Origin of the sequence: Bradyrhizobium sp. (assembly GCF_016213215.1) — a bacterium.
In the GTDB taxonomy this organism is placed as follows: domain Bacteria; phylum Pseudomonadota; class Alphaproteobacteria; order Rhizobiales; family Xanthobacteraceae; genus Bradyrhizobium.
On the sequence record NZ_JACRAW010000007.1, the window covers coordinates 18419 to 32748 of the forward strand.

At 62.3% G+C, this 14330-nt stretch carries 12 protein-coding genes; 6 read left to right on the plus strand and 6 right to left on the minus strand.

Annotated features, from left to right (window positions below; genetic code table 11):
• The first annotated feature begins 7 nt into the window (after positions 1-7).
• Entirely contained in the window at positions 8-742 is a 735-nt protein-coding gene (locus tag HY852_RS01350) for a DUF899 domain-containing protein (protein WP_291601951.1), read from the plus strand.
• A 111-nt stretch (positions 743-853) separates the two neighbouring features.
• On the opposite strand, the gene HY852_RS01355 is transcribed toward HY852_RS01350, so the two are convergent.
• On the minus strand, positions 854-2104 hold the full coding sequence (locus HY852_RS01355; protein WP_291601953.1) for a trypsin-like peptidase domain-containing protein: 1251 nt from the start codon (positions 2102-2104) through the stop codon (positions 854-856).
• Between the two features lie 67 nt (positions 2105-2171).
• On the opposite strand from HY852_RS01355, the gene HY852_RS01360 reads away from it, so the two are divergent.
• Together HY852_RS01360 and HY852_RS01365 are read left to right on the plus strand one after the other, a co-directional pair.
• The gene (locus HY852_RS01360) at positions 2172-2429 is read left to right on the plus strand and encodes a DUF899 family protein (RefSeq protein WP_291601955.1); all 258 of its coding nucleotides are present in this window, start codon (positions 2172-2174) and stop codon (positions 2427-2429) included.
• 252 nt (positions 2430-2681) lie between these two features.
• On the plus strand, positions 2682-2885 hold the full coding sequence (locus HY852_RS01365) for a hypothetical protein (protein ID WP_291602116.1): 204 nt from the start codon (positions 2682-2684) through the stop codon (positions 2883-2885).
• 654 nt (positions 2886-3539) lie between these two features.
• On the opposite strand, the gene HY852_RS01370 is transcribed toward HY852_RS01365, so the two are convergent.
• From HY852_RS01370 to HY852_RS01380, 3 genes are read right to left on the minus strand one after another with little or no spacing between them, the layout of a single operon-like run.
• A complete protein-coding gene (locus tag HY852_RS01370; protein ID WP_291601956.1) occupies positions 3540-3824 on the minus strand; it encodes a DUF1488 domain-containing protein in 285 nt (94 codons plus the stop codon).
• 46 nt (positions 3825-3870) lie between these two features.
• Positions 3871-4167, minus strand: coding sequence for a hypothetical protein (locus HY852_RS01375; protein WP_291601959.1), 297 nt, complete (start codon positions 4165-4167; stop codon positions 3871-3873).
• Positions 4160-4429, minus strand: coding sequence for a hypothetical protein (locus HY852_RS01380; RefSeq protein WP_291601961.1), 270 nt, complete (start codon positions 4427-4429; stop codon positions 4160-4162). The genes HY852_RS01375 and HY852_RS01380 overlap by 8 nt, the downstream gene beginning before the upstream one ends.
• 363 nt (positions 4430-4792) lie before the next feature.
• On the opposite strand from HY852_RS01380, the gene HY852_RS01385 reads away from it, so the two are divergent.
• Positions 4793-5128, plus strand: coding sequence for a hypothetical protein (locus HY852_RS01385; protein WP_291601962.1), 336 nt, complete (start codon positions 4793-4795; stop codon positions 5126-5128).
• A gap of 164 nt (positions 5129-5292) precedes the next feature.
• On the opposite strand, the gene HY852_RS01390 is transcribed toward HY852_RS01385, so the two are convergent.
• The gene (locus tag HY852_RS01390) at positions 5293-5832 is read right to left on the minus strand and encodes a hypothetical protein (RefSeq protein ID WP_291601964.1); all 540 of its coding nucleotides are present in this window, start codon (positions 5830-5832) and stop codon (positions 5293-5295) included.
• A gap of 343 nt (positions 5833-6175) precedes the next feature.
• On the minus strand, positions 6176-9502 hold the full coding sequence (locus HY852_RS01395) for an adenylate/guanylate cyclase domain-containing protein (RefSeq protein WP_291601966.1): 3327 nt from the start codon (positions 9500-9502) through the stop codon (positions 6176-6178).
• Positions 9503-10238: 736 nt separating this feature from the next.
• On the opposite strand from HY852_RS01395, the gene HY852_RS01400 reads away from it, so the two are divergent.
• Positions 10239-10625: a nuclear transport factor 2 family protein gene (locus HY852_RS01400; protein ID WP_291601968.1), complete on the plus strand. Its 387-nt coding sequence runs from the start codon at positions 10239-10241 to the stop codon at positions 10623-10625.
• Between the two features lie 41 nt (positions 10626-10666).
• Complete coding sequence (locus HY852_RS01405) at positions 10667-14035, plus strand: adenylate/guanylate cyclase domain-containing protein (RefSeq protein WP_291601971.1); 3369 nt, start codon at positions 10667-10669, stop codon at positions 14033-14035.
• Positions 14036-14330: the final 295 nt, after the last annotated feature.

Consider the following 14330-nt stretch of genomic DNA (forward strand, 5'->3'; position numbering starts at 1 on the left):
GGATTCCATGCAGCCGCACAAGATCGTCTCGCGCGAGGAATGGCTCAAAGCACGCAAGTCTCACCTAGCGCATGAGAAGGAGTTCACCCATGCCCGTGAGCGATTGAACGAGGAGCGCCGGTCGCTGCCCTGGGTCAAGGTGGACAAGACCTATACGTTCGATGGACCGAACGGACAGCAAACGCTGGCCGATCTGTTCAAGGGTCGCCCGCAGCTCGTGGTGCAGCATTTCATGTTCGATCCCGATTGGGACGAGGCTTGCAAGAGCTGCTCGTTCTGGGCCGACGGATTCGAGCGCATGGTGCCGCACCTGGCCGCGCGGGATACCACGCTGGTTGCGATCTCGCGCGCGCCGCTTGAAAAGCTGCTGGCCTTCAAGAAGCGGATGGGCTGGACTTTCGACTGGCTGAGCTCGGCTGGCAGCGACTTCAATTACGACTTCGCGGTTTCGTTCACGCCGGACCAGGTCAAGTCGGGCGCCAACATCTACAACTTCGGCACGTCGGCCTTCCACATCGAGGAGGCGCCCGGCATCAGCGTGTTCTATCGCGACGAGGCGGGCAACGTGTTCCACACCTATTCGTGCTACGCGCGCGGTCTCGACATGATGAACGCCGCCTATCACTATCTCGACCTGACGCCGCTCGGCCGTCACGAAGAGGGCCTGCCCTATCCGATGGACTGGGTGCGCCTGCGCGATCGGTATGAATCCGCGTCCCCGTCAGCAAGCTGTTGCAGTTGAAGACGATTTGGTCGCGGCGAGCAATGCGTAGGGCGGGGTAGGGAAGCGTAACCCGCCGCCTTGTCGCAAGCGAGTGGCGGATTACGCCTTCGGCTAATCCGCCCTACGGTCCTATCGTTTCGCGGTGGCCTGCTCGGTGCCGGTGCAGGAGATCAACAGCGTGTAGGCTCTTGCAGCCCCGGCAATATCGGTCGTCTTGAGCTCGCCTTTCGGCTCTGCGGTCTGGTAGGGGACCACGCTGTTGTCCAGGAAGTCGCGCAGCGCGCCGGTCTTGATCGCGAAGTTGATATTCTCCGGGAGCTTGCCCGTGGCCCGGGCCATCCTGATCGGATCCAGCTTTGCCGCCACCACACCGACAATCTGGCCGTTGGTATCGAACAACGGACCGCCGCTGTTGCCGGGCTGAATGGCGGCGCTGATCTGCAGGAAACGCGTGTCGTTCAGGATGCCGCTGAGCGAGCTTACAATTCCCGTGGTGACGGTGAAATCGGAGGTCAACAGTCCGTGGAAGGGAAAGCCGATTGCGACGACGGAATCTCCGGACCTGATCGGGCGATCGCGGATCCTGGCGAAGTCCTTGAAGGATGTCGCGGCCGGCGCTTGCAGCAACGCCAGATCGTTGGTCTCGTCGCTTGAGACGACGCGCAGCACCATCGCCGCCTCGCCGGTGAGATTGCCGCGGATGTCGCCGCTGCATCCGTCAATGACGTGATGGTTTGTAACAATGTGCCCGTTGGCGCTGACGACGAAGCCCGTGCCGCTCCAGCTGCCGGACTTGGAGGATTTGCCCGAAGGCGGCGTTGCAGGTTTGTCTCCCGTAGCAGGTGCCGGTTTGGCGGCGACCCTGGCAAAGTCGCCCGCCTTCTCCAGTCCGTCAGCTTTGACCTTGGCGACGCAATTCGCGATCGCTGCAAGCACAGGTCCCGTCGAGGTCAGGTTGAACTGAAGGGGAGCGCCGCCGGTCGTCGCCACCATCAGGCTCGCCTTCTGGAAGGTGCGCGCGACGTTGGGAGGCATGATGGCCGTGACCATGTTCGATGCATGGGCGGTGGCAAACAGCCTCGCTTCCGACTGCCCATCAAAGATCACATCGATCGGCGCGCTATCGCCCTTGTTGAAATGGAACGCGGGACTGGCAAAGCTCAGCAACCAGGAGCCTTCGGCATTCTGGCCAACCACGAGGCTGATACCGCTGGTGAATGGGGCGGTAGCCGCGCAATGGGAGAAAGCCCCGGTCTGGTCGTTGCTGAAGGCGCCGCCGATCCAGTTGCCGATGCGGATGGAGCCGAAGGGCCCCGCTGCCTGGGCCGCTCCGATGAGAGAAGCTTGCAACACACACGCAATTACCCAAAGTCTTCGCATCGCTGCCCCCGCAAGGCCATGACGGCGCGCATCTTATTAGGGGGGTGCATCGCATGGCAACTGCAAGTTGTCTAAGGAAATGCGGCTACCTGGCCCGCTGCCTGCCGGCTTCCATGTCGAGGAAGCACCAGGCGCCAGTGTGGTTATCGCGACGAGGCCGGCAACGCGTGCCATACCGTCGTGCTACGCACGCGGTCTCGCCACCTATCCCTATCTCGACCTGACGCCGCTCGGCCGTCATGAAGAGGGCCTGCCCTATCCGATGGACTGGGTGCGCCTGCGCCTCCGGTATGAATCCCCGCCGGCGAGCGTCATGCTGCCATGATTAGGGTGAAAACTCATAAAGCGTGCTCCGCGGCAGCCGGTTCCGGTCCGATTCCGGACATTGGAGCGGTTCGGCAGACTCTGACCATTGCGGACGTACGCGAGACTCAAACAATACCAAGAGTTCCACTATCTGGCACCGAATTGACCAATTGATCTGACTCAACACCAGATCGGCTCTTGAGATTGGCTGAAGAGTGTTGCGGAGGAGGCCCAAATGAAGCTCTCAATCGCGTTCGCAGCTGCTCTGCTGATGGCCGGGTTCATAGTCGCAAGCACCAAGGAGGCCAGCGCCGTTGTGTACTGCCAATACGTGGAATATCCCGCCGGTTGTGTTGTGAGGCCCGGCGTGGTGTTGCGACCGCGGCCGGTCGCGCGAGCTGCGGCGAGAGAAGCGGTCCGGCCTGGAACGCCAATGAATCGCGGTGGTCCGGTTAATCGCGCCGGCAGACGCTGACGAATCGCTACAGCTCGCTGCACCCTCAACGATTGGACGACGTTAGGAGCGTGGTCAGTTGAGATCAAACGCGGACGGCTCACTCGTCGCGTGTGGCGTGATCTTGCTTGCAAAATTGCCGCCGCGGCAGCGACCGCTTGCCCCCCGCACTATTCATCTTGCTGGGTGGGCATCCATTTCTGACGGCAGTTCAGCAGTAAACAAGACAGGATGCGCACCATGCAATCAAAGGACCCGAGAAAGCATCATACACCCGATGATGATCCAGAGCCCGGAACGCCAGGTACCAGCGATGACATCTGTCCTGAGTGCGCGGGAACCGGGAAGCAGGTCGACCAGGAGACAGGCAAGCAGAGCGCTTGCGAACGCTGCGATGGGACAGGGATCATCATCCAGGGGATTGGCTAGACTTGGAAACCGCGATTATGTTGGCCTCCTGCTTCGATTGGCGTCGAAGTGGGTGCTGCCTCTGTCCCCACTCTGGCGTAGCGCGTAGGGCGGTCAGCGAAGCGTAACCCGCCGCGGTGTCGCGAGCGAGATGAACCGCCTCCAGCGGATCTGCCAGCGGGCGTTCGTTTGCGGCTGCCGAGCACATAGAGCGGTCGCTAACCCCGACGGCAGCACTTCCAATGTGCCGCGGCGAGCCGCGCGGTTCTATCGCAGCTTTCCGAAATCGATGCTGCGCAGGACGATTCCGGGCGGCGTGCCCTCGAACTCGGTCGCATGATACTTGCCGTTGGCGCAGGCTTCGATGCGCTCGCGCAACCGCATGAACTGGGCCTCGCGCTGGCTCGCTTTCGCTCGCACCGCACCTTCCATTTCATCCATGGCGGAGGTCGAGACCGCGCAAGGAATCTCCTTGTTGCCGTCGAGCATCGAGAACAGGACCACCATCCTGTCGTATTCGTAACTGATGAAGCGTCCGTGCGTGAGCGTCATGTCCTACTCCTTAGACGCGGCGCCGCGATCGCAGCCGTCGTTTACCTCAGCCCTGCTCAGTGAGCCGGGCAAAGTCCTCAAGGATGGCCGCGATGAGGTCGCGATGCCTTGTGTCTTCCGGCGCCAGTCCTGCGACATACAGCTTCAGGACGTAGCTCGCCTTGGCGGCCGCATCCGGCCACGACGCGGCGGGAAACGCCAGCAGGTGATCTTCGATCTCGGTCCGCCGTTCGCGCAACTCCCGCGCATGGGTCTCGACTTCCGCCAGCGCGCGGCGGATGTCGGTCGCTCTCTGCGCCGCCATGCCGCGATGGCTGTCGAGGTCGAGCGGTTCGTCAGCCATCGGATATGCGCGCGTCGATGCGCTGCGCGTCCGACAAATCGACCGAGCCGATCGAGACCACCTCCATCGCCAACCCGCGCGAGCCTTCCGCAGGCACCTTGATCATGGTGGCGACGCGGCGGAACGCCGCGAACGAAAGGCCCTCGATCGTCTCCTCATCGGTGACGACCTCGTAGGCGCCGGCGGGCAACAGGCGATCGATGCCCCTGATCCGGAACGGATGTTCGAAGGTGACGACTTCACGTCGGGAACGGATGGTCATACGCGCCTGCCTTTCGGGAAAGGGCCGGCGCCGGCGCTGCGCCCAAGAGCAGCATGCGCTCCCTCCGCCCCAATAGCCACCGCTTTCTTGCCGCGCCGCGAATGGAGGGGGCGGTTCCTTCTCCCTTCCTGCGCGTTGTTGCCACGGCCGGCGCGAAGCATCTTGGCGCTCGCTATTGCTGGAACATTGGCGTAGGCTCGAGCCATCACCGCATTTCCCACGGCATCGCCCGGTGACTGAGGGCCGCGCGCGCTCCCGCCGCAAAGCGCAGGAACATTCCCTTGCGGCGATTTTGCGTGGCCGAGTGGATCGTATCGCCCGTCATCGTCCCGCTGCTGCTGGCGGTCGTGGTGGCCGTCCTCCATGCCTAAATTGAAATACCTGGTCAGTGGCAACCATGAAGGGGCTCGCGAAAATCTCGGCCGCATCACGGTGTCAGCCGCGCTGAAGAAGGCCAGACAGCTCGTGCAAGAAGGCTACATCGACGTGAGGATCTGCACTCCGCGCGGGCAGGTCCTGTTGTCAGACGAATTCAATCATCTTGAAAAACAGGAAGAGTCTGCCATGGCCAAGAGCCAGCAACGACGCAACCGCGAAGCCAAGAAGCCCAAGAAAGACAAGGTCAAGGTCATCGCCGCGGCACCCAGCCAAAAGGCCGCGACCTGGCAGCCGAGCTTCACGCCAGGAAGGAAGAAATAGCGCGTAGGGCGGGTTAGCGAAGCGTAACCCGCGCCGCCTTGTCGCGAGCGGGTGGCGGATTACGCCTTCGGTTAATCCGTCCTACGGTCCTTTGCTTTTCAAACGCTTTGGCTGATGCTTCTGCAATTGTTGCCGGGCCACGATTGGAGGATGGTCGCGGGCGTCTATCGATGGGTCGCGGCCGCCAACTGCAGCGCGAACATGCTTAGCGGGATCAGGTCCATCAGCATCGCCGCAGCCACGAGCGTGCGTGTCAGGCGCTCGCGGGCCAGGAAGAAGGTCGCTCCCTCTATCATCAGCAGGACCGGCCCAAAGACCATGCGTGGGATCGCGACGAAGGCGATGACAAGGCCGAGCACTCCACTGAAGGCCTGAGGCAGGTTGGGTGGGCCGGCACCGGCCGCCATGCCCCTGACCGCAAGCCAGCTTGCCGGTCCAATCGCGGCGATCAGGAGTTCGGCGGCGAGCAGCGTGCGCGGGGCCTTCTCGACGCACAGCTTCAGCAGGAACCAGGTCGGAGCCAGGCTCAAGACCCCCATGACCAGCACGAACAGGATCATGTCGCCGAACGCAATCATACCGCCCGAACTCTGCTTGATGTCGTCCGGGATGAGCAGCTCATTGACGGCGACAGCGACGATACCGCCGCCGACGGAGAGACCATAACCCGCGGCTATCAATGCCAGCTTCTTCGCGACCCTCATGCGCCTGCCCACGCCTCTGAATTCAATAACGATGGTCAACGGCTTTAGAGCAACAGATTGCGCTATCGGCGTGAACGTTGGGTTAGTGTCCGTCAGTGCGTAGGGCGGGTTAGCGAAGCGTAACCCGCCGCCTTGTCGCGAACGAGTAGCGGATTACGCCTTCGGCTAATCCGCCCTACGGTCTTGCAAGTCGTTAGGCCCGTCATTGCGAGCGGTGCGAAGCAATCCAACATGCCTCCCCAGACGCAATCTTGAGTTGGTCGCGGCGGGTAGGGCGGCTGCTCGGATGTCCGAGTGAACACTCTAGCTTGTGATCCGCCGGAGAGCGGAAAACATTTTTTGGCTAATCCGCCCGACGGCCCTGCCGGAAGGTTGGCGCGGTCGTCAAAGGCCCAAGCGGTGAACCGATGCTGAGCCGCTCCGCCTCGTCCAGCAGATTGCCAAGTTCGCATGCCGTCTCCTGTCCAGGGCACCGACCATGTGCACCAGCGGCGCGTCCATATCGGACGAAAAAGTCGGCCCAGGGCAACCGTTCTGGTTGCGTGTATTCCTCGAGTGCAGCGCTGAAGCGCTCCGCGCCGTCCCAATCCCGAGAGCTTAGCGATGCATCGATCGCGTACCTGAAGAACCATAGGTGATTGTGGCTCACCGCGCCTTTGCGAAGGATCTCCTCACCTTCCATGAGGGCTGCAACACGTTCAATCGGGTTCTCAGTCGTGAGCGCAAGGTGGCCGAGAATCCACGGGCCCACGAAGCTCGACCCGGTCTGGCGGCTGATCGCCAAGGCGCGGTACAGCAGGTCCATTGCCGCTGCGCTGCTCGCCTCTGCACGAGCGACCATGGCCAGATCGTTTAGGCTCACCGCCTCGAACCTCTTGGCGCCAAGCCGCCGAGCCAGGGTCAGCGCCCGCTCGGCATGCAGCTTCGCACGTCTAAACTCGCCGCTCGTGCGAAATACGTTGCACGCCGCGTTATGGGCGATGATTTCCGCCCGGTGGTGCCCGACCCGCGCCGCCAACTCGACCGCAGCCTGGGTCGTCGCGAGCGCGCCCGAAAAATCATTGAGATACACCTGGGTATGCGCGACCATGCTGAGGTTGGCGACTTCGATGCGGCCGGCACCGGATGCTCGCGACAGCTCCGCGCATCGGCTGAAGTGTCGATACGCGCTGGCCATCCGGCCGCGTGCGTATTCGGCATCGCCCAAGCCGCCAAGCGCACGCGCCTCCATCTCTGGCCAATTGGCTGTTCGGGCGCAGTTTAGTGCCCGCTCATGCTCCTGCAGACACTCGACGAGCCTTCCAAGCGGGAAACAGAGATTGCCGCGCAGGTGGTGGATGCGCGCGCGCGACGCGAGGTCATCTACACCCGCCGCGGCCGCAGCCTTGTCCAGCATCGCAAAGGCCTCGTCGAAACGATCCGTCACGCGAAGCCCGGCGGCGAGCCCGATCCGGGCGCGACACCGCTCGATGTCGAAATCGGCAACAGCCAGTGCCTGCTCGAAAGCAGCTATCGATTCCGATATTGAACCGAGGTCATGCAGGATCTCACCGCGGAGGAGGAACAGAGCACTCACGTCGCTTCGGCTCTCGGCCAAGGCAAGCCCGCGCTCGACAAGACGTAGTGCCCGTTCGGTCCGATATTCAGCCGCTTCCGCGCGTGCTGCCTCCAGGTAGGCTCGTGGGGCGCTTTGATCCTCGGCCCGGTCGAGATGCTGTGCGCACAACGTCAGGTCGCGGTTCCTGAACCAATCTGCCGCTCGCCGGTGCAAGTCGCGGCGCCGGCTCCTGAGGAGCGTATCGTAAATGCCTTCCTGGATCAGCGCGTGGGCGAAGAGGAAGTGATCGCCGTGCGGGCGCACCAGCAGATGCCGCACCAAGTTGTTGCAATTCGACCGGGGTTGATCGAGAAGAGCCTCCACTGCTTCCGCGGTAAAGCGCTGACCGAGGACCGAGGCGGCTTGCACCGCCCGCTTGTCCGGGAACGCGAGCCGATCCAGGCGCGCCTGTACCAAGCTCCGAATTGACCCTGGGACACCACCATTGGCGCTCTCTTCGGCGTGCCGCAACAGTTGCTCCAGAAACAGTGGATTGCCGGCGGCCCGTTCTATGCAGCGCTGGGCAAGCTCACCCAGTGCCTCAAGATACGCTGCAGCGAGCCGGTTGGCTTCGCTCGGCTGGAGCGGGCCGAGGTCGATCGTCAGAGTGGGCTGGCTGGCAGTCGCGGGACGCCAGTCCTCGTTGAGCGGATCGCGCTCAATCCGCGAGGTCATCACCAGCAGCGCCGGACATCCAGGGACTGTCTCGGCAAGGTTCGCTAGATGATCGAGAGTTGTTCGGTCAGCCCAGTGCAGGTCCTCAATTGCCAGCAGGCGAGGGCGACGGCTGCTCGCGCGCGTCACAAGCTCGGCGATGGTCGCTCCCTTGCCACGGTCACGGGCCGCGTTGTCCATCGCATCGTAGAGCGTGCGCAGTTCGGTCGGTTGCGGCACGTTCAAGAGGTCGTTCAGGTACACCCGTCGCTCGTTGGCAAGCAGGCCATCCGCGATGGCCATCTCGGCCGCTGCCTCGATCTCTCCCCGGCTGCTTTCGGCCGACAGCCCGAGCAGGCTGCGGACGAGTGAGCGAATCGCGTCCTGACCGGAGCCCATTCCAAAGTCGAGCACTAGTCCACTGTGGCAGGTGAAATCTTCTTCCTCTGCCTTCGCCTGGAACTGCTCGAGCAGGCGGGTCTTGCCTATCCCGGCCTCACCCCTGATGTATATAACAGTGCCGCGCCTCGTGTTTCGACACCGCGCTAAGGCCGCTTCGAGCTGACGCAGTTCGCCGAGCCGTCCAACGAAGGCTCGACCACCCGAGCGGGCCGGTTCGCGAAAGCCACGCAGTCGCCATGCCCTGACCGGCTTCGCAAGCCCCTGGATGGGGAGGTCGCCGACTTCGGAGCAGTCGATCCGTTCGGCGAGTGCACGGTGGACTGAATCCGAAATGAGGATCTCTCCCGTGTGCGCCTGATCCGTCAAGCGCGAGGCAAGATTCACTGACTCCCCCGTGACCGTGTACTCAAGGTGGCGCGCGCTGCCGGTGCCGCTTGCCACAACTTCGCCACTGGCAATGCCGATGTGAACGCCAATTGGGCGCCCAAGCTCGGCTGCGAGCATGGGCATACGCCGCCCAATGTCGAGGGCAGCCCGGACGCATCGCTCGGGATCATTCCCATAGGCCAGTGGGGCCCCGAAAACCGCCATCACGCAATCGCCGATGTGCTTGTCCACGCTCCCGCCGTGATCAACGACGCTGGCGTCGGCGAGGTTGAAGAACCTTTCGAGGAGGGCGTGAATTTCCTCAGAGTCGAGTTCGTCGGCGAGCTTTGTGTAGCCGGCGAGGTCGGCAAACAACACCGTCACTTGCCGCCGCTCGGCCTCCGGCAGCGACGAAATCGTCCGAGATATGGAGGCTGCGCCAGGGACAGAAATGGACCCCGGCGCTGCTCCATCGTGCAAGGCCGTGATCGCGGCAAGCAGCTTGCGGCGGTGGCCGAGCGAGGTGACGCCGATCGCAATCAGATCGTCGGACGTGAGTTGGGTGAGGAGCTCGGCGTCAATGTCGTTCTCGCGGAACGATTGCTCGTATTGCCCTAGCCCCAGACCGTGCAGCCATGCCGCAACGTTCATGGCGCCTCCTGGCTCAGTTCTTCAAGAGAGCATCGGATTATCCAGCCTAGCCCAAACCAGGGAAGAAGACCTGCGAAATGTCAGCGCACCGAAGGCATGAGAAGGTGAGCTCCTTGCCCTCTCCGACGAGCCGCTTGACGTGCCTGTGTCTGGAACCGGGCCACCATTGATCGCAGCGGGGAAAGCTCGATGCGTCTCGAGCACTGACGCTCCCTCATTGTCGTCGCGTGCAATGACGGCATGGAATTTCCCCGCAACCTCGACGTCATTCCGGGCTCGATGCTTCGCATCGCGCCGCAATGACCATGCAGATGCTCTCCCGGTCCTGCTCAGCCGTCATTGCGAATGAGGCGCGAGCATGGTTGTCAAAGGAACGGCCGTTGTTCGCCGCTCCCACGTTCCCAAGGGGATTGCTCGGCTCAGCATGGCACCATTCGGGCTGCACATATGACACAGAAATGGCACTCTTGTGTCTAAGGAGGTGGCTGCAATTGGCCTACGCCAGCCGGTGAACAGATATTCGCCGGCTTCTTGCTGGTCGCCCTCAGATGGTCGTCGATGGCTTGGCGCGCGGACCGTTCGACCGGTCGTCCCGTCTTCTTCTGCCGGAAGCTTGCGCGATCGGCTTTACGCGCAAAGTTAATGATCCGGTTTGTTCCCGCGAGTTCCTGATTTCCCGCACAGGTCAGCAGTAGTATGATGCGGCCGTTACCCAGGCTAACCTGAGGGATGGCCTATGACGAACCTAGCCCCCGACGTCACAGCCGAAATTGCCGCGAGTTATGCCGAGTGGGATTTGGCGTTCAACAAAGCTGACACAAAGGCTGTTGCCGCAGCGTACGTCTCCAATGCCAAAGTGCTGCCGCCGACCCACGAAGTCATATCTGGTCCGGCTGAGATCGAGAAGTTCTTTGCTGGGCTTTTTTCGAGCGGATTCACTGATCACGCCCTGACGATCATAGATGCGGGTGGTGACGAGAAGGTCGCCTACAGCACGGCCAAATGGAGCGCTCGCGGCAAGGGGGCGGATGGGTCCCGCCAAGCCTTCGGCGGCATCGCCACGCACGTGTTTGAGCGTCAGGCGGACGGCTCGCTGAAGCTGAGGTTGCACACCTTCAACTAAGCCGACCGTACGCCTCGCTGACCCGATCGAGGAGGCGTTGCGTGAATATTGCGGAATGGCTTCATGGTCTTGGGCTGGAGCGCTACTCACAGGCCTTTCAAGACGCGGAAGTCACGCCCGAGGTCCTGCCAGAGTTGACCGAAGCCGATCTGCGGGAACTCGGCTTGCCACTCGGCCCGCGCAAGACGGTGCTGAAGGCAATCCACGCGCTCGCTTCCTCGGTCAGTCCGGCACCTGTGGCTCGCGCCTCGGCTGAACAGCCCGGCCTGCTCCTGCCATCGGAGGCAGACCGGCGGCAGCTCACGGTCATGTTCGTCGATCTGGTCGGTTCGACTCAGCTCGCCTCGGGACGTGATCTCGAGGAGCTGCGTGACTTGATGCAGGCCTACCATAGCACAGTAGCGAGCGAGATCACCCGGTTTGAGGGCCACGTCGCCAAGTTCCTGGGCGACGGCGTTCTGGCGTACTTCGGCTGGCCGCGGGCACATGAAGATGAGGCGGAGCGCGCAGTTCGCGCAGGGCTTCGGATAAGCAAGGCGGTTGCCGCTCTTACCGAGCCGAGTGGTTCAGCACTTGCCGCTCGTGTTGGCATGGCAACCGGCCTGGTCGTCGTCGGCGAACTGACTGGCGCGGGAGAAGCTCGCGAGCGGTCCGTTGTCGGAGAGACCCCGAACCTGGCTGCCCGACTGCAAGCACTCGCCGAACCTGGCGGCGTGGTGATCGCGGAGTCAACGCGCCGCCTCCTTGGAGCAGCCTTCATATATCAGGACCTGGGCGCGGTGCCTCTAAAGGGGTTCCCTGACCCGGTACGAGCATGGCTCGTCATCGGCGAAGGCGCCGCCGAGAGTCGATTCGACGCACAGCACGGAGTGTCGACCACGGCGCTGGTCGGGCGAGACCAGGAACTGGCACTTCTCTTGAACCGGTGGGAGCAAGCAAAAGAGCGAGAGGGGCAAATCGTCTTGCTTGGCGGCGAACCAGGCATCGGCAAATCGCGCCTCGTGCGTGCCCTCCGCGACTTACTTGCGGGCGAGTCACACATACCGCTGAGCCATTTCTGTTCGCCTTTCCATAAGAACAGCGCGTTATACCCTGTCATTGGGCTCCTTGAACGGGCGGCGGGTATACGGAGGGAAGACCCTCCCGAAGAGCAGCTCGACAAGCTTGAGGCGATGCTTGCTCTTGCGACAGACACCGTGCACGAGAGCGCCCCGGTTCTCGCGGATCTGTTGGCCATCCCGGCAGGCGGGCGCTACCCGCCAATGGAGCTCAGTCCCCACCAAAAGAAGGAACGAACGTTTCAGGCTCTGTTGGAGCAGATACGAGGTTTAGCGGTAAAGCAGCCGGTTCTTGCCATCTACGAGGACGTCCACTGGGCCGATCCAACCTCGCTCGAATTCCTTGACCGCGTTGTTGACGAGGTGCAGCGGCTCCCGATCCTGATGATTGTTACCTTCCGATCGGAATTCGTTCCGCGCTGGACCGGGCATGGGCACGTATCAGCGCTCTTTTTGAGCCGGCTGGGGCGCAGGCAAGGCGCTGCCGTAATCGATCGGATCACCGGCGGCAAGCTGCTTCCACAGGAGGTGCTCGAGCAGATCTTGGCCAAGACGGACGGCGTTCCGTTGTTCGTCGAAGAGCTTACCAAGACCGTCCTTGAATCGGGGCTGCTAAAGGAACGGGGAAGCTGCTATGAGCTGATCGGTCCCTTACCCCCGCTGGCGATCCCGACGACGCTCCAGGATTCGCTAATGGCCCGTCTTGACCGGCTCGCGCCAGTCAAGGAGGTCGCCCAGATCGCAGCCTGCATTGGGCGTGAGTTTGCACACAATCTCTTGAGAGCCGTAACGCCGCTCGGTGAAGATGCCCTCCAGCATGCTCTCAATGAACTCCTGGAGGCGGAACTCATCTTCCGACGCGGAGTACCCCCGGATCTTGGCTACAGCTTCAAACATGCCCTGGTGCAGGATATCGCGCACGAAAGCCTCCTAAAGAGCAAGCGACAACAGATCCACACTCGTATCGCCGCAGCTCTCCAAGAACGTTATCCGGCTCGTGCGGAGATGGAGCCAGAGACGATAGCTTTGCATCTCACCGAGGCCGGGCTGGCAGCCAAAGCGGTCGGCTACTGGCTGCAGGCCGGCAGAAATGCCGCTGGGCGCTCCGCCAATCTTGAAGCAATCACTCATCTCACAAACGGACTGGAAGCACTCAAAGCCTGTCCTGAAGGGCCTGAGCGGGATCGCCAGGAACTCGCGCTCCAAACGGCAATTGGAGGCCCGCTGATAGCCATTCACGGATACACAGCTCCCCAGCTCGGCAATGCGTTCACTAGGGCTCACGCTCTCTGCAGAGAGCTAGATGACACGGATGCCTTGTTCGCCACTCTCAGCGGCAAGTTCATTTTCCATTTCGTAAGAGGCGACTACGGCGCCATGCAGAGTTTGCTTGCCGAGGCGCAACGCGCCGCCGAGAGCACCAATGACATGGCCCTTGAACTGGGTGCCCATCGTTTGGCAGCGCTCACGGCTATGCACGCCGGCGACTTCCTTACGGCGCACTCCAAGTTCGAGCTGATATTGGCTCGTTACGACCCGGGCGTACATCGGCCGCCCCCTGTGCACTATGTTCATGACCCGAAGGCTTCTGCCCTACCCTACTTGGCGATTGTGCTTTGGATACTCGGCTACCCCGAGCAGGCCAACAAGGCGAGCCGCGCCGCGTTTGAGTATGCTGCCGAGCTGAATCAGACAAACCTCACCGCCCATGTCGCGATCTATGGCGGAGCGGGAACTGCGGAGCTGATGGGGGATGTGGCGGCGACCCATGCGCACGCGGATGCCGTTGTCGATCTCGCCGATCAACACAGCTTGAATTACTGGCGCCTGAGCGGCCTCATCCTGAGGGGCTGGGCCACGGTCCAGGAGGGTGACGCGGAGAATGGCCTGACACTGATGCGGCAAAGTCTGAACGCGCGGGATCGGCTCGGTGCCAGCTGGTACCAGGTGCGATACTTGTGCATGCTGGCGTCGACGTATTTGCAGCTTGGTGATGGCGAAAAGGGCCTCGCTGCGCTCACGGAAGCAAAAGAACTCGCCGCGCGTAACGATGAACAAATGTGGCTGTCAGAACTTGCATGCATCGAAGGCCAACTGCGCCGGCTTTGTGGTGCTCCACCGCGCGAGGTCGAGGCTTATCTGCAGAATGCACTGAACGTTGCGCGTGGTCAAAGCGCAAAGTCGTTGGAGTTGCGTGCGGCCACCAGTCTGGCTCGGCTTTGGCGCGATGAAGGGAGGGGTGCCGAAGCGCGGGCTCTTCTGGCCCCAATTTACGGATGGTTCGCGGAAGGTTTCGAAACCTCTGACCTCGTTGCCGCCAAGGCACTCATCGCGGAATTGCTTGAGCTCTAGTGCTGCGCTTCGGTGATTCGGTACACCAGCTGCCGCGACAGGCGCGCGATGCTTGTGCCGATCGGTACTGCGATGAACCTGATCTGTAAGGCGCCGGATGTTCGCTCAAGAGCGTCCTGGCCTGCCTTCACTTCCACCTGTGGCCCCTCTGACCAACCGCTTGATGCGGGCCGCGGCCGGCGACCGCGCAGGGAACGCCGAGGGAACGCCGGGTGTCGTCGGCTGTACCTGTATGCTCGTGTGCAGCTTCTTTACGCAATTTGCACACGGGACCGCGGGTGCAGCGGGCACCCGG